The organism is Bacteroides reticulotermitis JCM 10512, from assembly GCF_000517545.1.
GTDB classification, from domain to species: domain Bacteria; phylum Bacteroidota; class Bacteroidia; order Bacteroidales; family Bacteroidaceae; genus Bacteroides; species Bacteroides reticulotermitis.
The window spans coordinates 20,215-41,701 of sequence record NZ_BAIV01000013.1 but is presented as its reverse complement, the minus strand read 5'-3'; the positions used below and the strand labels follow the sequence as shown (position 1 = coordinate 41,701).

The window sequence follows — 21,487 nt, the reverse complement described above, 5'->3', positions numbered from 1 at the left end:
AGTCATTGGTGAATTGATAGTTGTTACCCTACTAATAGTTATCAATTCACCAATACAGTAAAAACAAACCAACGATTATTCAAACAACTTCGATAAAGCTTCCTCCAGCTTTTCACCCCTTAAATTTCTGTCTATAACAATCCCCGTAGGATCTACAAGAAAAGTACTGGGTATCGCATAGATGCCATATATATCAGCAGCATCCACATCCAACAATTGTACCCAATTCATTCCAAGTTCTTCAATAGCAGCCCTCCAAGGTTTCAGTTTCCGATCTGTAGATATGCTAATCACCTCAAATCCCTTAGAAGTATATTTTTCATAGGCAGCTTTCACATGGGGCATTTCATGCCGGCAAGGTCCACACCATGAAGCCCAAAAGTCAATCAATACATATTTTCCCTTACCCACATAATCAGACAAAAGTTTCATTCCATCTGCATTATCTTTCACTTTAGCATCTGGGAAACGTTCACCAACCTTTATCTTAGCATCCATATCCTGCCGTTTTTTTTGTTCTTCCATTTGCTCTTTGGACATTGTCTCTTCAACTTCCGCCTTCATACGCAACTGTGCTTGGGTCTTCTTTTCTACAACGTTTCTCACCAAATTATTTTGTGTAAACATAGGCGAAGCTTCTTTCATCAAAATCTTCATATCCTCAAAAGGCATCACTATACCTCCAATTGAGAAAAGGTATATACCTACTATACTATTCTTATAGTCCTTTATACAATGTGATACTGAATCCATTTGTGCAAAAAACTTCTTCTCTATCTTATTATGTCTTGCTCTAAATGCAGTATCATTCATCATCTTATCAGCAAATTCCTCAGATTTCATTCCAGTCACAAACTTATAAATTTCCTCTGATGTTTTTACCATATTATCCATTATAAGCTGCATACGATTTAAAGCTATATTCAATGAGTCATTTAAAGGTGTTCCTCCTCTCTCATTCGCAGCAATATTCACTGAGATTTTTCCTTTTTCGAGAATCAACGGATAGGTTTCTCCATCCATATCCTTGAGGATTGCAATATCCGGCATCTGATGTACACCGGAAAAAGAGAACTTACCTTTTTTCACTGTCACACTGTCCAAAACAACTTCTTTAGCTTTCTTTCCATCTTCCATCAGGCATAAATACAACAATTGATTATTCAATTCCTCATTAGCAATACCTCGGATAGAGAATCTCTCTTGGGCCGAAGAAAATATAGCAATAGCACAGAAAGTGCATAGAATCATAATTCGATTTCTCATATGGAATAAATTTATATCAAAAACAGTTAATACGCATGTTCATAGACCTACTATTATCATTTCAAATTCTGATAATCAGTTAAACTAATAATAGATCTTCTTATTTTTCTGAGAAGTGACAAGATAATCTTCCACTTTTATATTAAAGTATGATTTCGGAATACCGTCGTCGTTAGAGGGTAAGGCATCTGTTTTATGAGGTAATTCCAGAATATCGATCTTTCGAACACGTTTCTTCAGCTTAGGAAACAAAAGGCTCACATACACATACTTGGAGTTGCATCCTTTCACAATCATCAACTTCCCGAAAGATGCGCCACCATCATACCCCCGCACGTGATATTCATCTCCACTCTTCTGATCGACAATCTTAAATCCTTGACTATAATGCAGCCACTGCGAACTATAATAAATAGGTTGCAGAAAGGTCACCTTTGTGTCTTTTTTCCTTCTTTCGATCGAGTATAAAAGAGGTTTTGTGCCCATCCCACGTCGATAAGCACGTTCGGAGATTGCGATGCTGTCTTTGGGGACTACATAAGCTTCATCGTTTAACTTCTGATCACGAGTACGCTTTCGTTGAGCAACATTCTTTTTCAAGTCGCTCTTTTGCGTCTGATAAGTAGACGCATACATAGTCGGTGTCTTACTTCTCGCCTCTCTTACCAGTTTACACGTGTAAATATTCTGAGTCTTTTTTTGAGCTAAGGCCGATGATGTAGGTGCTAGCATTAGAACTAGGCATACCATCATTGAAAAGAAAAATTTATTCATACAATTCGGATTATAGATTAATAAAGCATTTATTCTCAAGCACAATATTCCGCTACTATCACGAACCTTTCAATAATTCGTCCGGATAGTAGTTCATTATTCAGCCCTGAGACTTCATTTACTAAAAACACAAGAAATAGAGGACAAGCAAACATGCAGTAGTAATAACGTACCTCCACTGTTTTGTCTTTATGCCTTTGCATAGTTTTATTGTAAAAAGAATAATAAGCATAAGTACCAAAGCGATTAGAATCACTTTCATACAATTAGTATACTGCGGATAATTCCGTGTCAAAAAACCCGCAGCTAGAATATACAACAAGGCTAACGCCCAAGAGACTTCATCTATTACCTTCCACATACTCAACTTTTATTTATTAGTTTCCAACAATTGATATATATGTTTAGACATTTATCTGCTAGCCAGTCGCTGTTCTTAACTTATTCCGGCGTATTTGCGAATGCCAATACTCTCAAACGGGCAGGCCCATGGGTATTAGCGTAATCGTTGCTATAATATTTTTCAGCGTACTCTCGATCAACAAAGCACTTATTTTCACAAATATAGCACAATATTTTGTTACACTCATGATTCTTTCAGCAATTCGTCTGTTTAGTAGTTCACTAACTCTGAATAAGATAATATATTCAGTCAGAAATTGAGACTCGTCACTTACCGAATGTCGCCATTCGAGAAGTTCTTACTGTTTACGTAATCAATATGGTTTTGTGGAATAGTTCTCCCAAACATATTCCCGTACCTTACGACCTCGTAGGTTTTACTGTCTACAAACACATAGTAATGATAAGTTGTATCCCATAATTTAAACACAACCTCCCAAACTTCATCACCTAATTGTATCTTTTGCTCTACTTTGTGAATAAAGTCTTTATCTTCTATTCGAAAGGGGTCTTGTTCAATAGTGAACCGCCAAGTAGAGAACTTACCAGTGTCAGATTTCCACCCACTATTTCCCGATGTTCCCCAAGCAGGTACATAAGGCGGAAAATTCCTTTTTACATATCTTTTTATCTGCTTCCGGTTTTCAATTACACCGACATAATGATAATACATCAACTCTATGTCTTTTGCATTATCTACATAAATCGGAAAGTTTCTAAACAAATTTCTAAAATTAATTTCACTAGCTTCAATCCCAATTCTTCCATAAGTAAACAGATTTACTTGAACAGTTGAAAGGCTATCCCGGCTACTAAATAATTCATTATCTAAGGGGTGATCTGGATATTCACCTCTGATTACTGATCTTTCTTGCCCATAAAACAACTGAGCAATAGAAACAAATACGATAATTGGCAATATACGATTACACTTCATTTCTGCATCTATTAAATTTTATACGCTTGGATTCCTCATTCGATAATCATCAGGTTCATGACAACAGGGTCGTACACAATCCCATTATTGGATACAACACATAAGCTCTCATACGTTTTAGCCTGAAATTCCCATGTCAATTTTACAGTATGCACTCCCGTTTGAATCACATAATTTAAATATTCCGTCAAAGACTTTACTGAGGTAGCAACAGTACTTTCACCTTCTGTCTGCTGAATCTCTTCCAAATTCAAAAGCCTCACGCTAGTATTGTCTTTGCTAGAAACCGGTAAGTAATTGTCTGTATAGGATAAAAGTTGTTCCTTGAGTTGTTTCACTTCATCCATAGTTTTCACCTCGTCTTGATAGGTGTATTTTACTAGTTGAGGATACCCTTTATCTTTCAATATTTCATTTTTTTTTATTTCCTCCAATTGCTTCTTCCAGTTACAATCTCTTTGTACTTCTTCTCCAAAGGAAGGGACAGCGACAATTAACAACAAAGTCAAAACTATAAATATCTTTCTTTTCATATCTCCTTAATTTTGTAAGTTAGAATAATTTAAGTCATCATCACCGAATAGTTGCTTTGATTTGCAATATATAGAAGAGAGAGTCTGTATTCGCATTGATTATTATTAATTCTTCTTTGAGACCAACTCTGCCTTCCTATTTTGCTTACATGAATACATCATCAGAATGATAATAAGCCCTATAAATCTATTCATTCTTCCACTGTTGATAATGAGGTATTAGGTATCGTTTCGACAAACCGAGGCTTATTGGCATCCAAACTATCTTTCAAAGCCTTAACCTTTGCCATATGTTCTATCAACTTGACTCTATACTCCCGCCAAGCTAAAAGAATGTCCCGTTCTACCTTAGGCATTAAATCTACGATATGCAAAGCACGCTCCAATTCGGGATCTTGCGACATTACAGGATCTATAAGCATTGCCAATTGTACTCGAACAACATTAGGATATCGAGCATATTTTTCCAAGAACCGGAATCGCTTCTCTTTATTCTGCACATACACATTGTGAAGAGAATCTATTCTGCGCTTATCATAATTGTTGTTTGCTACATTCTCAAATGCTATCCTTCGCTCATCCACTATTTGCTGCGATACTTTTTTCCGATTCAATGAAAAGCACATTATAATCATCATTTATAGGAGTACCGGAAACATTGGCCTCATTAACCCAATCTACAAAATGTAACTGAATTTCACCTTGTTCCACTATAAAAGAGGTAGTATACCGAAAACGTAGACCTTTATCACAAGAAAGATAAGCAAGGAAGGGTTGTTGACTAAGCACCCCTTCGTAACAGAACTTTCCATCAATCACTTTTATACTATCAATAAAGGTTTGCTTCATACGCTGAGGCTCCTCTATAAGAGCCACATTATTATACAACAATATATATTCATTATCAAAAAGATGATCTGGTAGTTCACCTTTGATTACATATTTCCCTTGTGCACAAGATAATTGAGCAATGGAAGCAAATATGACAAATATCAATATATTATATTTCATTTTCATAATCCACACTATTTTTTGTTTAAGCTATTTAGCATATAACCTGATACATTTTCCCCTACATAAAACAAAGATTCATTACAGCTAGCCCTACAGTTAGTAAGAGCCGCTTCACAAACTTACAAATAATTTCACCATAAGCCAAGATCGCGTTACACTCCAATCCCATCCATATCCTCTCAAACAGGCTTTATGAGCCGATTTTCTTTTATTCTCCACCTACATTGTAACATAATAAATACGATCAAATCCTTTTCTTGGATAAAAAGTAGCTTTAATTTTATTTATTCATATGATCTTTGGAGGGGAAGCAGCAAGAACAAAGCTTTCATCAGAGCATGTGCAAGAAGGTCTCCATATCCGTATCCTCAATCTCCAGACGCTTTCGGGCACGAGACCGCATTGTACGATAGGAACCATCGCTAATACAGAATATAGTTAGTATCTCTTCTTTTGTTTTATGCATTCGGATCAGTACGCATAACACAATATCTCGTGATGGAAGTTGACAACCTTTGTTCTTCAACCAGACAAAAAAGACAGGATCAATTATTTGACATCCTTCTACCAGCAAAAGATAGTCTGCGGCAGAGAACTGGGCGATCGATTTATTTTCTATAAGCATACGTAGGAAAGAAACACCTTTTTGTTCTGCCGGAGGAGAATTCAGTATTTGCTGCATCTTTTGAGTTAGTAGAGTAGCTCGTCTCCGTTCGACCGCCATTCTCCGACATAGCGCGATAGAGATTTTAATAGCGCCGGCTACCATTATTCCAACAACGACTAAGACCGGAAAAGCATAATCAGCCCATAACGGCGCTAGCTCCGTATGAAACTCTTTGGACATGATGATATAAATCTGATTTGCTATAACCAAAATAAAAGCGGTTATGAACTGCCAATCTAGTATTCTAGAGAAGCTTGCACGCCCACCCTTTGCATGAAATGCCCACAACAATGCACCTACAAAGAGGATAAGCCACATCAAGAAACAGATAGAAGAGGAGAAAGTATCACCGTGCATTGCAGGAAATAGTAGCCGAAACAGATAGGCTGCCAAGAGAATTAAACAGCAGAATAACCCTCCTGATAGCAATTGCTTAAAAGAATAAGTCAATGATTTCATCTCACTCTTTATCTCATGTGCTTAAATCATAAATATTACATAATTAGATCCCCTTCACTTAGAAAAGTCTTCTTTGTTCATATAGAGTATCTACAAAACGACAGTTTTCCACATCATCCTTTATACAAGGATGACGTGGAAAAGATACCGTACTTGCTGGTAGGTCAAGCAGCAGCAGTGTGCCTGTTAGCAAGGTTGACTTCCTCGTTTTCTGCTAGGAAGCCAACCCTTTGTTCTTTATTTATTCCCGCGTATTGGGGAATGCCGAGATTCTCAGACGAGCAGCTCCCATCGGAATCAGTGTGATCGCTTCTTTCTGACCTTTCAGTGCATCTTCCTCAGGAAGAACCCCACAGAGTCCGGTTTCGTCAATCTTCCATTCAGGAACCAAACGCCCGATAGCTTTCACTTCCAAAGGAACACTACCAACGGTGAACGGGAAGTTATCCGCCGGCCAAGCCTTACGCACCACTGTGAAACTCTTCAGCGGGTCTTTCTTATCCAGCACCAAGGAGTAGTTCCAAGGACTATCGGAGTAGATCTCCGTTGTCGGCCATTTCTGAGGATCAGCCCCTTTCTGCCATTTAGAATCACCAATAGCCGTTGCCCGACTGTCTTTCTCTACATACTTTTCATTGATGCGGAGCGACAAGGTCAGTGGACCGTAGTCTACACTTACACTATTTTTATTGACTTGCCAGGTACGCATGGAGAGAGACATTGGCAGAACGAGTTCGACGTTATCTCCGTTTACCCATTCACGATCGATACAAACATATTTTCCGGCAACCGGTTGCACCCGCACTTTCTTTCCATTCACCCGGATTTCAGCCTTATCAGTCCATGAAGGAATGCGAAGGTAGAACGGAAAAGTGACCTTTTCATCGGTAGAAACGGTGAATTTGATTGTTTCTTCAAAAGGATAGTTGGTTTCTTCATGAAGCCTGATCTCTTTGCCGTTTCCAACTTTCACCGTCGCTTTGTTCGCTGCATAAATAGCTGCCGCAATTCCATTATCGGGAGTAGCCAGCAACAAATGTTCGGCAAAGTACGGCCAGCCTTGTGCATGGTTGTGCTGACAACAACGACTGCTAAATGGATTCATGGAGAGGAACGGTCCCCGATTATCAATACCGATGATGATTCTCCGAATCACTAATCGTATGGTTCGGGCAAGTGATGTAGCGCAACGCTTTGAAGTCGGGCATCACAGCAGCCGGATAGGAGTTGAATGCCACCTCTTCACAGTGTTCCGCCCACAACGGATCACCCGTCATGCAAAGCATCAGTTCGTCCGAAGCCATCTGTTCGACCAATCCGCAAGTCTCTACGCCCTGTCGGGGATCGATATAACCCAAACGGGCGTTTTCATCGGCGCCAAACATACCACCCGGCACCTGTCCAAAGGTCCGGCGAATCAAATGATGCACGTTATAGGACGCTTTAAGCAATGCAGAATCGCCGGTTTGCATATAATACGTAGCCGGTTCGCGGAAACATTGGGCAATATTCACGTTGTGCCAGTTGGGCAATGAAGTTGGTTGAGTCCAGTTGGCCGTATTCCGGTGAATCTTCTCAGCCAATTTAAGCAGAAAAGAGTCTCCCGTACGGTTGTAGAGCCAATAAATACTAATCAGGTTGTCACCCCCGCGACTGTTTTCCCAGTAATCTTTCAAGAGTTGATTGTCGGGCACAGTCATCTGCCACTTGAAATAATTCGTCATCAAGTCAATCACACGCTGGTCGTGCGAATACTCATAGTAGGACTGCAAGCACCAGAGCATAATCATCTGTGCCCACAACTCCCGCCGGCCATCCCGTTCGTTTATGGGACCGAAATAGCCATCGGGCTGCCTGCTCGCAAATGCTCCTTCTATCCAGACCTTCGTTTCGGCTATCATCTTCGGGTCGTTCAACATATAAGCCAAGTTGCCGTAGCCTTTCAGCCAATAGGGCACTTCTTCCCAACCGTGATCTCCTCCGGTTGTAAGCCAGGCATTGTTCTTCTTTTCCAGCCAGGCACTGATTTCTCCCAGGTGTCCGGTCAGTCCGTCTTGCTGCAACTCGAGATACTTCCGCACCCATCCTTCGGGCTGAATACTTCCGACGGGAAGTTTGATAAAGCTCTGCGGAAGAAGCGGAGCACGAAAACTCACGTAGTTTGAATTGAGCGTTTTCAGTTCGGGGCGGTCTACGACTCGCACCTGCTCGGGAGCTGCACTAGCCAGAACGGGATAAGCGAAAGACGCTAAGAGAATCGAAACGACCGCAAGATTGTTTTTCAAGTTAAGAGGCATGCTCATTTGTCTACAGAGAATTTAAAGATACACTGACTCATATATTTCTCTCCCGGACGCAACACAGCCGATGGCCAATCCGGTTTATTCGGTGTATCGGGGTATTTCTGAGTTTCGAGGCATACAGAAGCACGCTGGTTATATACACGTCCCTGTTTGCCGGTCAAAGAACCATCGAGGAAGTTTCCCGCATATACCTGTATACCCGGTTCATTGGTATATACATCCAAGGTAATTCCGGTTTTGGGTGATCTCAGAGAAGCAGCCTTCCGGTTTACATCTCCTTTGGAGTTAAGCACCCAGTTGTGGTCGTATCCGTTTCCATTTTTCAATTGCACAAAATCGTACTCATTGATGCGTGCACCCACGGCTACGGATGTACGGAAATCCATCGGTGTACCTTCCACGGGAACAATTTCTCCGGTAGTCATAAACGTACTATCCACTGGGGTATAATAGTCCGCATCGACCGTCAACAGGTGTTCGGAATTGTGTCCGGCATCTCCGTCAAGGTTGAAATAAGAGTGATTCGTCAAGTTTACAATGGTCGGTTTATCGGTCTCCGCCTCATATTGAATATCAATCGCGTTATCGTCGGTCAGCCTCATTACTACCCGGCAAGTCAGATTCCCGGGAAATCCTTCTTCACCGTCTTTAGACAAATAAGCTAGTTTCAGTTCTTGCGGACTTACTTGTACAGCATCGAAAACCTGGTATTGGTAACCTTGCGGACCACCATGTAAGCAATGCCCGTAATTATTACGAGGAAGTTGATATTCCACATTATCCAATACGAACTTCCCTTGATTGATGCGGTTGGCATACCGTCCGATCGTTGCGCCGAAGTCGGTCGGTTTGCTGATATAATCCTGAATCGAGTCAAATCCCAACACGACATCTTGCATTTTCCCCTCTTTATCGGGTACCATGATCGAAACAATTCGTCCGCCGAAGTTCGTCACACACACCTCCATATTGTTCTTGTTGCGGAGGATATACAAATCTGTTTTCTTTCCATTCACCTCAGTCTGGAAATTTGTTTTCAACAAGCCCGACTCTGTAGCTGCTCTACATTCGAAGTACATGCAGCCATCAGTAGGGCGGCTACTGCCCCTAGTGCTAATTTTTTCATGATCGATATTAAGTTATGTTATTCAATGGTATATCCTTTATTTCAATTTCGTTTTCCCCTGCGGACTTGGCTTTACCCCATCAAAGGTCATTTTCACAGGTTTGATAAAGCCGTCTTTATCGAAATACATGCGGTCGATGCAAGTGACGCGACAGTTACCATCGGTTTCGCCTAAAGGACGACGGTGATATACAATATACCATTCATCCTTACCTGCCCCTTTGATTACAGAGTGATGTCCCGCACCGGTCGCAATGTCTTTTTCTTGTTCCAGAATCTTTCCGATTCGCTTAAACGGCCCGAAAGGTGAATCGGCTATGGCGTAGGCCACACAATAATCAGGCCCGGTCCATCCGCCTTCCGACCACATGAAGTAATACTTTCCGTGATGTTTGAGCATGAACGGACCTTCTACATAGTTTTCAGGAGTCACCTCCTTATAGGTCGTTCCGTCGTCAAAAGGAACAATGCTAAGCAAATCAGGTGCCATCTTTACCATATTGCAATGTCGCCAACCGCCGTAGTACATATAATGCTGTCCGTCATCATCTTTGAACACAAACTGGTCGATCGGCTGCGCACCGTTTATAATTTGGCCAATCAACGGTTTACCCAAGGCATCCTTATACGGGCCTTCCGGACGATCGGCTACAGATACGCCAATTCCGCCCAATTCATCGTTAGTTTTAATATCGTTTGCGCCAAAGAAAAGATAATATTTCTTATTGGCCTGTATCACGCAGGAGCCACAGTGCATACCTTAGCCAACTAATGTTTTCAACAGAAAGAACCTTCGGGTGTTTAGTCCAATTCACCAGGTCTTGCGAAGAGAAAGCGTCCATATGGAGCTGCTCACCGTAAGGGGCGGAATAGGTTGGGAATATCCAGTATTCTCCATTATAAACCACAGCTTCGGGATCGGCATACCAGCCTTCAAAAACAGGATTTCCACTAGTTTTCTTTTGACCAACAATAGGCTGAGCGAATAAAGAAACCGAACAGCAACCAACTGCAACTGAAAAAAGTAAATGCTTCAATTTCATGTTTGTCCATTTTATAAAGTTTACGTTACAAACGTAGCGAAAGTCTTTTTCTTTAAGAGCTAATTACTGACCAATAAACAAAAGGATTTAGTCATTTCATTGAAAGTAAACATCTCTGCGTAGGTTTGGTCAGTTTGCTGCATTTATAAACGAGATAACCGGAGGCCACAAGAACTCAAGCGAAACAGGGAGAAATGTCTATACTTTGTCTCTAAATTAGCCAAGCCGGATTCAGATAAAGGCTCTAATTATTTGTAGGATTTCTTTTTACGCTTCTACTCGCGGACAGTTATTCGATCTCTTCGCCAACTCGGGTGTAAGACGGTCAGTACCAAGGTAACTTTTGTCAAATACTTGATTTACGACAAACAAGTACTCAGTTTACTACAATTGAAAGAGAAGGAAAAAGCACATTCCATCGATTGATGGAAGCTTTCATGTGATACCAGTTTCCAATTCAGTTTTAGGACTTATCTATAGGAAAACACAAGTTCGCCTCCTTGAAGCAAATCGGTGTGAGAGATGCGGTAATCATCGAGTAAAGCCCCGTTGAAATGGGCATTTTTGATAAAATCACTGCGTTTCTTCCGCCCTTGGACGAGGATTGCCAATGTGTTTCCATTGAGTAAATGCAGAGTAATTGAGTCGAAAAGCGGAGAAGTTAATTCGTAGTATGCATCACCTACCAGCAGCGGATAAAAGCCCATAGCACCAAATACGTACCAAGCACTCATGGTTCCGTCGTCTTCATCCATCTCCGGGCTATAGCCCACAGGATCATTCTTGAATGCTTTACCAACATAAGGAGTTGTAAACTCGGAGTTACCTCCGTATTTATGAACCATCGATTCAGTCAACAGGCTACGCACAAGCTGCTGGGTCTTTGCCGGTGCTCCGAAGCGGTTAAACAGATAAGGCACATGGATATCCGGTTCGTTACCCTGATTATACAAGTGATTGTCGAAGAAATAGGTCAGCTGAGAGAGCAAAGAGTCTTTTCCCACCCATTCAATCATTTTATCAATGTACTGCGGAGCCGCCCATCGGTATTGCCAGCGAGTCCCTTGGTAAAGTCCGTTGTTCTTCATTACCCCAAAAGCGGGAGTTACCTGCATGAACTCTTTCTTCCAAGTTTCCTCAAATAAGGCTATAGAGCGTTGACTGTATCGTTCAGAATCTCCCTTTTCATCGAGTATTTCGGAGATTTGGGCCATCGCCCAGAGATCGTAGGCCGACTCCATCTTCTGATCCGGCGAACGCATCGGCAGCCGTTCCATCTCCTCCTTCATTCCGGCATATCCCTTGCGAAAGTCCAAATCGGTAATGCCTTTCCGGTAAGCGTCTAGCAGCAAGATTACGGCATGTTCGGTACGGACGGTAGGAGTCGATTCGAATCCGGTTGACCAGTCTTTCTTCCCTGTAGCATATAGATGAATAAGTGACGTAGCCATATCACGCATTTTTTTAGGTTCGGTCAAGACTAATAAAGGGAATTTCGTACGAAAAGTATCCCAGAGCGACCAATTGCTATAATAACGGAAGTCTTCGGTAACATACACTTTTCCATCCGTACCCAGATAAGCCCCATCGGGCGAGCTTACATCAGCCGGACTTAGATAAGTGCGGTAAAGTGAGGTATAGAAAATAGTCCGGTCATCCTTTTTACCGCCTTTTACATCGATCATAGCCAATTGTTTCTCCCAAGCGCGGTTGGCTTGTCCCCTGAGTTCATCAAACGTCAGACCCTCCCAACGGGAACACTCCCACCCGGCTAGTTCGGCACTCAGTGCAGAAAGGCCGATGCGCACTTCCACTCGCTTTACCCGCTTTCCGAAAGTGAGGCAGGCGGTAGTCGCTTTATTCTCCTGCAACTGAAACGGCTGATCGGTATTCAGCGAGAAATAGAGTTTATAACGTCCATGTCCGCAAACGTTCTTCGCTTGCACATAGCCCTCGATACATGTGTCCGATATGCGTTTGTACTCACAGGTAGCCACATCCTCGAATGTAGAAGCGAAATCGATCCACAATCCGGCAGGCATTCCGATCGGAAACTTGTAGCGCTCCACTGCCATGGCTTGGGTAGCGGTCATCTCGGCTTTAACTCCGTTGGTAAAGACTGTGGCATAATATCCCGGGACGGCCTTCTCGTGCGATTTCCGAATATGCAGTTCCTCCGAAGGAGCCACCGGACGGACTTGTAGATTTCCGCCACCACCACTGCATCCCACTCCAGAAAGCCGATTGACAGATATTCCGCTCACCTTGGTCACCGCATAATCATAGCCGGCATGACTGCGCGGATCGTTGTCTGGACAAACACAGACCATGCCAAAAGGAACAGCAGCCCCCGGGGCAACCTGGCCGTTATCGCCGGAAGTCCCCATAAACAGATTCACATACTTGGTGTTTTGCCCAACAGCTACTGCCGTACACAACAACCAAAAGAGTAAAAAGCTACTGTTCCTTTTCATAGTTACAACCTATTAAATACTATTAAGCAAATCGATCTTACCTTCATTGACCAGTTTGAGAATCAATTCTCCGAAAAGTGTATTTTGCCAAGCAAACCACTCCCGGGTGAAATTCTTCGGATCGTCTTTATGAAATGATTCGTGCATAAATCCTGTACCGGCATCGGTATCCATCAGCATCTTGATGCAGGTTTTAATTTCCGCATCGTCTCTGCTGGTAAATGCTTTCATCATGATGCTCATCGGCCACACCATGTCATAACCGATGTGCGGACCGCCAATACCTTCACCCGCTTTCCCTTGAAAGAAGTAAGGATTGTCCTTGCTCCATACAAAACGGCGGGTATTCTGATAAATCGGATCTTTCACATCTACATCGCCTAAGTAAGGCATAGCAAGCAGACTCGGTACATTGGCGTCATCCATCAAGAAGTGATTGCCAAAACCATCCACTTCGAAAGCGTATATCTTACCATATTTGGGGTGATTGTAGACAGCATACTTCTTCAATGCGCTTTCAACTTCAGAAGCCAGTGTCTTGCATTCGGTAGCCAGTCCCTTTTCTTTATTGACCGCTTCAAGAATTTCGGCAGCTTTACGCAGAGAAGAGACAGCAAAGAAGTTGGACGGAACCAAGAACTGCAATGTAGTAGCATCATCGGAAGGACGGAAACAGGATACGATCAGCCCGACCGGATTGACCGGTGCTCCGAGTCCGTCATTATTCAAGGTGTCGAGCGCACGTTCCGTCTTACGCTGGAATTTATAAGGTCCTACGCCTTCCTTGCGTTGTTGTTCTTTGAAAGTTTTCAGCACATTACCAATGGCCTGTATCCACTCCGAAGTAAATATACTGGCGTCGCCCGTCCTTTTCCAATAATGATAGGCCAGGCGTAAGGGATAACAAAGGGAGTCGATCTCCCATTTGCGCTCGTGCAGTTCCGGTTTCATATCAGTCAGGTCGGTCATCCAGTGACCGTCAGCAATAGCACCATCGTTGAAAGCATTGGCATAGGGATCGATGTTGATACATTTAAACTGGCGAAGAATGACTCCTGCCAGCATCTTTTTCAACTCCGGATCGGAATTAGCCAATTGTACATAGGGCCATACCTGAGCACCGGAATCCCGCAACCACATGGCGTGAATATCGCCAGTGTAGACAAACGTATCCGGCTTGCCGTCTTTGCCTGTACGGAAATGCACGGTTGTGTCCAGCGTATTAGGGAAGCAGTTGGTAAACATCCACGCCAGTTTAGCATTCTTCAGCAATCCCTGCACACGCACAATCTCCCGCTCCACTGCGTCCGAGCGGAATAATCGTTTAGCTACTTCGGGACGGTTATCTTGCTGAATGGCATCAGCCACACAGACGTGCTCACCCGTCGAGCGGAGAGCGGCATGCATATCTCCCCCATTCAGGAACATAGCGGCCAACATGGTAGCACTGATATATTTAACTTGTTTCTTCATGATCATTACTTTTTAAGTTCGCCGGAGAATGAGTAAGGAAAGTCCGTCACCTTCGTGCCTCTTTGTTTATTAGGCGTTGTCCCCATGGTGTACGAGATGGTAGCTCCTTTCAGCAAGTCCTCGTGCGTCAGGTAGTTCTTGGTATACGTCTTGCCGTTAAGCGTCATACCGGATATATAACGTTTACTGTCGTTATTGCCAGGGGCAGCGATCGTCACCGTCTTTCCGTTTTCTAAATGAAGTTTCATCTGCTTGAAGTAAGGAGTACCCAGAATATACTGGTCGGTTCCCGGACATACGGGATAGAAGCCCATCGCTGAGAATACATACCAGGCAGAAGTCTGTCCGTTGTCTTCATCCCCGCAATAACCATCGGGTGCAGGCGTATAAAGTTTGTCCATCACCTCGCGAATCCAATACTGCGTTTTCCAAGGCTGTCCGGAGTAGTTATAAAGGTAGATCATGTGTTGGATAGGCTGGTTACCATGTGCATAGTTACCCATGTTCATGATCTGCATCTCACGTATTTCATGAATCACCCCACCGTAATAGCTTTCGTCGAACACAGGAGGTAAAATAAACACAGAGTCCATCATCTGGTTGAAATCATCCTTTCCACCCATTAGATCGATCAGTCCCTGCGGATCATGGAATACCGACCAAGTGTAATGCCAGCTATTGCCTTCCGTGAAAGCATCTCCCCACTTCAAGGGATTGAAAGGCGATTGGAAAGTTCCGTCTTCATTCTTACCACGCATCAGTTTATGTTCGGAGTCATACAGGTTTTTGTAGTTCATAGCTCGCTTGGCATAGACTTCAATCTCTTCCTGGGGTTTCTTCAAAGCTTTACCCAACTGGTAAATGCACCAATCATCGTAGGCGTACTCCAATGTACGGGCAGCACTCTCATTGATACCGACGTTATAGGGAACATAGCCTAGTTTATTGTATTGCTCGTAGCCTAGGCGCCCGGTAGAACGCACTTGCGGATGCACAGCATTAGCTCCGTGTTCGACTGCTGCCCACAAGGTGGAAATGTCATAGCCCCGTATTCCTTTCAGGTAAGCATCGGCCACTACAGAAGCGGAGTTATTACCCACCATGCAGCCCCTGTGTCCCGGACTTGCCCACTCCGGCAAGAATCCACTCTCTTTATAGGTATTGACCAACCTTCTTGCATCTTGGCACTCATGGAAGGATACACTAGGTTCACGAACGGAAACAGGCAACGGAAAGTATCCCAAAAGCCTGTATCGGTAAACATATAGCCCGGAAGAACTTCACCGTTGTAAGGGCTGTAATGCACAGCGTCACCTTTGGAATTGATCTCGTAAAAGCTTCTCGGGAAAAGAACCGAACGATAAAGACAGGAGTAGAAAGTACGCAGATGATCGATATCGTCATCCTGCACTTCGATGCGTTCCAGTACATCGTTCCACACCTTTCGTCCTTTTGCTGCAATCCGGTCAACATTATCGCTGCCCAGTTCTTTTAGATTCTGTTCAGCCTGCTCCGGACTGATGAAAGAAGAAGCCACACGTACATTCACCTGTTCACCCCGACGCGTTTTAAACCCAACCAATGCACCGGCATGATTTTCTTTCGCTTCCAATTTCTCAGTATCGATCGTTCCATTGGTTACAGCGGCTGTATACGTAAAAGGTTTATCGAACACCAACACAAAGTAGTTCTTGAAATTGGCTGGTACGCCACCGCTGTTACGGGTTGTATAACCAATCACCTTATTTTCCGAAGGGATAACCTTGATGAATGATCCTTTGTCGAAAGCATCTATCACCACATACGAATGGTCGTTCTCAGGAAATGTGAAGCGGAAAGCAGCCGCCCGCTCAGTGGGAGCGATCTCTGTTACCACGTCATGATCGGCAAGATATACTTTATAATAATAAGGAGTAGCCACTTCGGCTTTATGCGAGAACCAACTGGCGCGTTGATCCTGATCGAATACCGCCTTACCGGTCACCGGCATGATGGAAAACTGTCCGTAATCGTTGATCCACGGACTGGGTTGATGGGTTTGTTTAAATCCCCTGATCTTCTCAGCATCATACGTGTATGCCCAACCATCTCCCATCTTACCGGTTTGCGGAACCCAGAAGTTCATTCCCCAAGGGAGAGCAATGGCAGGATATGTGTTGCCTGTAGATAGGGAGTGCTTTGACTGCGTACCGACCAGCGGACTGACATAGTCCACCGGGCCGGTTACAGTTTTAGCATGCAAACCCCATACAGTAAAAAGTGTAAAAACGACTAAAGTTATTCTTTTCATGGTGTGTCGTTGTTATTTCGTTAGTTTATCTTCGAGCATCTTAATAAAGTATCCGCCTACGACCGAACGTGCTTGGAATCCTCGCTGGTTCGGACTATCCGTAAATACCCAGTCAGACATCGGCACTCGGTGAGGTGTCTCATTCACAAACAGATAGACAGGCTCGATAAACCGTTCAAAAGTAGCTTTATCTTTAGCTAGCGTAGCCGTCCACATAATCCAATCGAGCTTGGTATATGTTTCGCGGTTATCCAGCGGAAGTCCGTACTTATTTTGTTTGGTAAGATAATAAGCTATTTCGGTCTCGGCAACCTTTTCGGGGAAAATCTGCAACTTCATCAGCTTATCCCACACCAGGTTATACTTCTGACTCCACGTTCCCGGCTTATCGAATGTCAGGCGATAATGATCGCCATCATCTGCCATTGATACCCATTCGTTCGCCATCTCTCGGGCTTTCTGTGTATATTTCTCAGCCACGTCTTTCTTGCCCAGTTGTTCGGCCAGATAGCCGTAGGAAGCGATACCCAGAATCGCTTTAATCGATAGATTGGCATTGTGTGCAAAGTGTCCCGCAAAGTCATCGGTGCAAAGTTGAGTATCCGGATCAAGCCCGTGTTCCACCAAGTAATCAGTCCATGTAGTCAGAGTTTTCCAATGCTTCAACGCGTAATTCGCATTTCCTTCTACGGCAGCAATGGCAGCTGTCACTACCAACATATTGCCCGACTCTTCTATCGGCATATCGCCTCCGTAGGTCTGACCGTTTGCCAACGGATAAGTACCCACATCATGGGCAGCAAAAGGTTTCGTCCACTTACCGCTCTCGCTGTAATAGAATATATGATTGAGCAAACCTTTGACCAGCTCCGGATTGTAATATAGAAACATAGGAGAAGAAGGATATGTTATATCCACCGTTCCGATCGAACCGTTGCTGAAGTTCTCTTTCGAGAGAAACAACAGATCTCCATTCGGAGCCTGAACCAGTTTATGCGCAGCCATTGCCTGCCGGTAAGCAAGCGCACAAAGTTCTGCGTATTTGCGTCCACCGGCAGCTGTCGCTTCTTCCATCATCTTGCGATCGAAAGCCGCACAGCTCTCCATCAATGTTTTGTGTTCCTTCTCGGCTTTATGGAATTGCGTTACAATGGTCTCATCTCCCGTACGATTCCAATACGGGCGCAGGTTCTCTTCAAAATATTGGATGGAGTAAATATCGTCATAACCGATAAGCAAATAACCGTCCGCTTTCTTGGTTTCTCCGAGCGAATGCACCAAAGCCAGTTTATCATACCCATTCGTCGCAGGTGCTTCCAGCTTATTTTCGACAAAACTCTTACGTAGCAACTTCCCATCACCAATGGCTGAGATTGTATTTTCTTTTTCAGCAGCCAGATAGAAGTGTCCCCAATCAATGCGTACATTATCTCCCTTCTTCTTCAGGATTTCCTGGTTGCGGCTTCCCGTACGCAAGAATAACAAATTGCCGTCCGTGAAACTATCGGCAATAGATTCCTGATGAGGCAGATCGAGTGCCCACTGTGGAGAAGCTTCAAAATAAAGTTCCACCTGATGCTTCTGCCCATCGTTGGAAGAGACTTCATAGGAGATGTAATTAACCGGCATCGATATTAAATCAAGATCGGTGGGCAACAGGGGTGCGGTAAATTTGAGTTTCAAGTCAACAGGCCCGCAGGTAAACTCATAATACGTCTGCGTAGGCTGTACTTCTACCGATGTTTGTTCAGCGGTTTGGAAGAAATAGCGGTTATCTTCTAGCTCAACCAACAAGCCGAAATCCAACAAACCATTGCCTACCCGATTGTGGCAATAGGCAGCAATCAGGTTGTCGCCCGGCTTCAACGAAGCCACTACTTCATCGGATAGTTTCAACAATACATTTTTATTGCACGCATTTCCCGTATCGACCACCTTGATACCATTGATATAGATTGTCACATCATCGTCATGCGAATACTCCAGATAGATGCTTTTACCAGTCAGGTCTTCCTGAATATCGGCTGTCCGACGCACCCAGATATATTCTTCTCCCCATTGCGTTTTCGCAGTAGCTCATTCTCTTTCGTACCGAAAGCACCCTCTCCTTCTTTCCAGGCAGCATCCTCGAAGCCGACATTCTGCCAACCGTCAGCCGGTTGCTGGGTGGTGTATTTGCCTATCCAGCTTCCTTGCTCGGAAGTTTTCACCAAAGGACGTAACTCAAGCTCTTCTGTTCCCAGAAAGCGATAAGTTTGTCCGTCTACTTTGGCTACACCAATCAGTGGGAACTCTTTACCGGTCCAGTGTCTCACTGAGCCGTCATAAAGTTTATCCGTAAACGACCATGCACTTGTGTAAGGATCGATCGTCACCAACGGATAGGCAGGTGCCCGTAATTCATTTTTGTCGTGCTGCTCTACTCCGGGGCTACAGCTACAAAAAACAGAAGCCGTCCCCAGCAACAGCATCATCAGTTGTTGTTTCATAATCAAATCTTTATATATTTTATTACCATTCTATCGATACATTAACGCCATCGGGCTGATTTTCGAAAGACAGCAGAAGTGTCTTCGACCTTTCATCCCACATTCCTTTCTCCGTTTGCCCGTTCACCAAAATCTTTACGGGCTGTCGAGGTAACAACACCCGAGACACATTGGTGGTATTGAGCGGGCTTTTGGCTACAAATGAATAATTGCGCTTGCTTACCTTTTCTTCGTAGATACGAGAAGCACCGCAAAGGACTTTAGCCTTCACGTTACCCGACAGTTTACGCAAGTCATATAAATAACTCTGCTCACCGGGATTCACCTGTTTAACAGTCAGCACAGGCAAGTCTTTGTCGAATAAATCGATATAAAGCCCCGATAAACTCAACGATTCCTGCGATACACCCTCGTCCATAACTGCTGCAATGGTATAAGGGCCACGCTCTACGACAAAGCTGTTTTTGGTTTCTATCTCCTTACCTGTCTTTTGGCGATAGGCAGAAGCAATCGTCTCGAAATAAGTCCGGTCGTTTCCGCCTTGTAGCACAAACTGCTTCGGATCTTCACGCATCACAATTACCTTCCCCTTACCGAAGCGGTATGTTCCCGCAGTGGGAACGCGTGCTAGCCCCATCTTCTCAAACAAATGCTCCGAAGGAGCCTTGTAGGTATTCCCATCCGAGTTCCACCACTCCAACACCGTTTGATAAGGGTCTACATCTTCGCCACAATACAATAAAACGCCGCCTTGCTTTACCCATGCAGCGAGATAATTATGATATTCGGGCTTCATCGGCTTCATGTTGGAATAGGACATGACAAGTACCTGCAAACCCTTGAATGTCTGTTGAAATGGAGCATTCTCCATGTGAACCAGTTCCACCGGGACACCTCTTTTGAGCAAAGGAAGTGTCTGCCCGTAGAAGCTAGAGAACTGAGGATCATCGTAACCGTTATGATTGGGGAACCGCTGAAACATCAACGAGTTCGCCATCAACACCCCAATGCCGTGTGTCCCTGTGATTTGCTTTTGTGACGTGCGTATGTCATTAAGTGTATTAATCATTACCTGCATCTGGGTAGAGTACGAACGGGGAATCCGTTCTTTCCGATCCGTACCTGCCACTTGGTACAATCCTTGGTAGATGCGGTCGGGCCAAGGCATTACTTCATACGTATCTATCGTTGGATACATTAATTGCGCGGCAAAGGTCGCCTGATAATTCACTTTATAGTCGTCCCAGTCTTTAGCCCGGTCTTCGATCGGATCGGTCAGGAAATACATGGTCCTGTTCAGGGGAGCCGTCATTGACTTCATACAGCCGTATTCCAGAAAAGCATTCTCAAAAACACGCTCCTTGCGAACGCCATTGTAGTAATTCGGTTCCCGGGCTGTCCCCGTCCATACTTGTGCGATATACCCATCGATGCAATCGAGTGAAGCAAGACTTGCTTCCGGACTGACGATCTGCCAGGAGGTGTAGTTTATCAGCGAGTGAGTTGGAACATAACATTTGATATTCAATCCTTTCGACTTGCCATACTCTTTAGCATAGGTGAATATCTTATCCAGTGCGTTGTAGTATAAGTAATATTTGAGTTTATTCGACAGATAAGTGTTCTCGGGTGATTCATGCTGCGCCTTCCAAGGGAAGTTGTAGTATTTCTGCCACTCGGATTTGAATGCTTCACTATACCCGCCACGCATCCAGAACTCCGGTTCTTCCAAATAAATAGAGGTGATCCCTGCATCAATTACCCGCTTTATCTGCATCTCTTGCATATAACGGATGAAACTCTCGGTCGGCACAATGTAGGGAATCAAATGTCCATGAGCTATTTCATGACCGTTGCGGTCGCGCTGCCCCTCCTTTAAATGACCGTCCACACCGTCCCACTTACCGAGAAAGTAGTCCTGGTAATCTCCCCAAGCCACTCCGGTCATGAACTGAGTCTGATATCCCCTCGCTTTCCACGAACGAACACGTTCCTCGAAAGAGACGCCATGCTTATCCAATGTGCCATATACCATCGTGGCATCAGCGCGCACATCTGTTTCCGGCTTCCACGGTTCAGCTGTTTGAAAAGTAGTTTTCGCCTCCACATATGGTGACTTCTGACCATACACGCTACTGCCATAGGCCAATAAGAGACTACATATAAGCACCGTTTGTCTATTCTTCATTTCGTTCGTATCTACATTTATAGTTAACTAATCCCATTGAGAACATTTC

Annotated in this window: 9 protein-coding genes and 6 pseudogenes; all 15 read right to left on the bottom strand. The window is 43.9% G+C overall.

The window, feature by feature from the left end:
- Positions 1-75: 75 nt before the first annotated feature.
- Complete coding sequence (locus JCM10512_RS09250) at positions 76-1,266, bottom strand: TlpA disulfide reductase family protein (RefSeq protein ID WP_244437066.1); 1,191 nt, start codon at positions 1,264-1,266, stop codon at positions 76-78.
- An 84-nt stretch (positions 1,267-1,350) separates the two neighbouring features.
- Positions 1,351-1,809, bottom strand: a pseudogene (locus JCM10512_RS09245) (DUF2059 domain-containing protein); the annotation flags it as partial.
- A 904-nt stretch (positions 1,810-2,713) separates the two neighbouring features.
- On the bottom strand, positions 2,714-3,379 hold the full coding sequence (locus JCM10512_RS09235; protein WP_044162435.1) for a hypothetical protein: 666 nt from the start codon (positions 3,377-3,379) through the stop codon (positions 2,714-2,716).
- Positions 3,380-3,414: 35 nt separating this feature from the next.
- Positions 3,415-3,912, bottom strand: coding sequence for a hypothetical protein (locus tag JCM10512_RS09230; protein WP_148298341.1), 498 nt, complete (start codon positions 3,910-3,912; stop codon positions 3,415-3,417).
- Positions 3,913-4,103: 191 nt separating this feature from the next.
- A complete protein-coding gene (locus tag JCM10512_RS23725) occupies positions 4,104-4,496 on the bottom strand; it encodes a hypothetical protein (RefSeq protein ID WP_044162431.1) in 393 nt (130 codons plus the stop codon).
- Positions 4,489-4,929: a DUF4369 domain-containing protein gene (locus JCM10512_RS23720; RefSeq protein ID WP_244437065.1), complete on the bottom strand. Its 441-nt coding sequence runs from the start codon at positions 4,927-4,929 to the stop codon at positions 4,489-4,491. Before JCM10512_RS23720 ends, JCM10512_RS23725 begins: the two co-directional genes overlap by 8 nt.
- A 328-nt stretch (positions 4,930-5,257) precedes the next feature.
- On the bottom strand, positions 5,258-6,052 hold the full coding sequence (locus tag JCM10512_RS09215; protein WP_044162429.1) for a hypothetical protein: 795 nt from the start codon (positions 6,050-6,052) through the stop codon (positions 5,258-5,260).
- Between the two features lie 241 nt (positions 6,053-6,293).
- A pseudogene (locus tag JCM10512_RS09210) lies at positions 6,294-8,349 on the bottom strand (beta-L-arabinofuranosidase domain-containing protein).
- Between the two features lie 2 nt (positions 8,350-8,351).
- Positions 8,352-9,481, bottom strand: a pseudogene (locus JCM10512_RS09205) (aldose epimerase family protein).
- A 37-nt stretch (positions 9,482-9,518) separates the two neighbouring features.
- Positions 9,519-10,524, bottom strand: a pseudogene (locus JCM10512_RS09200) (glycoside hydrolase family 43 protein).
- Positions 10,525-10,994: 470 nt separating this feature from the next.
- Positions 10,995-12,998: a GH92 family glycosyl hydrolase gene (locus tag JCM10512_RS09195; protein ID WP_044162428.1), complete on the bottom strand. Its 2,004-nt coding sequence runs from the start codon at positions 12,996-12,998 to the stop codon at positions 10,995-10,997.
- Positions 12,999-13,010: 12 nt separating this feature from the next.
- Positions 13,011-14,471, bottom strand: coding sequence for a glycoside hydrolase family 125 protein (locus tag JCM10512_RS09190; protein WP_148298338.1), 1,461 nt, complete (start codon positions 14,469-14,471; stop codon positions 13,011-13,013).
- A 5-nt stretch (positions 14,472-14,476) separates the two neighbouring features.
- Positions 14,477-16,761: pseudogene (locus JCM10512_RS09185) on the bottom strand (GH92 family glycosyl hydrolase).
- A gap of 12 nt (positions 16,762-16,773) precedes the next feature.
- Positions 16,774-19,250, bottom strand: a pseudogene (locus tag JCM10512_RS09180) (glutaminase domain-containing protein).
- A 22-nt stretch (positions 19,251-19,272) separates the two neighbouring features.
- Positions 19,273-21,438, bottom strand: a complete 2,166-nt coding sequence (locus tag JCM10512_RS09175; RefSeq protein ID WP_044162423.1) for a hypothetical protein — start codon at positions 21,436-21,438, stop codon at positions 19,273-19,275.
- Positions 21,439-21,487: the final 49 nt, after the last annotated feature.

What these genes read in the sequence shown, in the direction of transcription:
- JCM10512_RS23720 (WP_244437065.1), bottom strand. Translation starts at nt 4,929, where the DNA reads ATGAAAATGAAATATAATATATTGATATTTGTCATATTTGCTTCCATT.
- JCM10512_RS09215 (WP_044162429.1), bottom strand. Translation starts at nt 6,052, where the DNA reads ATGAAATCATTGACTTATTCTTTTAAGCAATTGCTATCAGGAGGGTTA.
- JCM10512_RS09190 (WP_148298338.1), bottom strand. Translation starts at nt 14,471, where the DNA reads ATGAAGAAACAAGTTAAATATATCAGTGCTACCATGTTGGCCGCTATG.
- JCM10512_RS09175 (WP_044162423.1), bottom strand. Translation starts at nt 21,438, where the DNA reads ATGAAGAATAGACAAACGGTGCTTATATGTAGTCTCTTATTGGCCTAT.
- JCM10512_RS09230 (WP_148298341.1), bottom strand. Translation starts at nt 3,912, where the DNA reads ATGAAAAGAAAGATATTTATAGTTTTGACTTTGTTGTTAATTGTCGCT.
- JCM10512_RS09195 (WP_044162428.1), bottom strand. Translation starts at nt 12,998, where the DNA reads ATGAAAAGGAACAGTAGCTTTTTACTCTTTTGGTTGTTGTGTACGGCA.
- JCM10512_RS09235 (WP_044162435.1), bottom strand. Translation starts at nt 3,379, where the DNA reads ATGAAGTGTAATCGTATATTGCCAATTATCGTATTTGTTTCTATTGCT.
- JCM10512_RS09250 (WP_244437066.1), bottom strand. Translation starts at nt 1,266, where the DNA reads ATGAGAAATCGAATTATGATTCTATGCACTTTCTGTGCTATTGCTATA.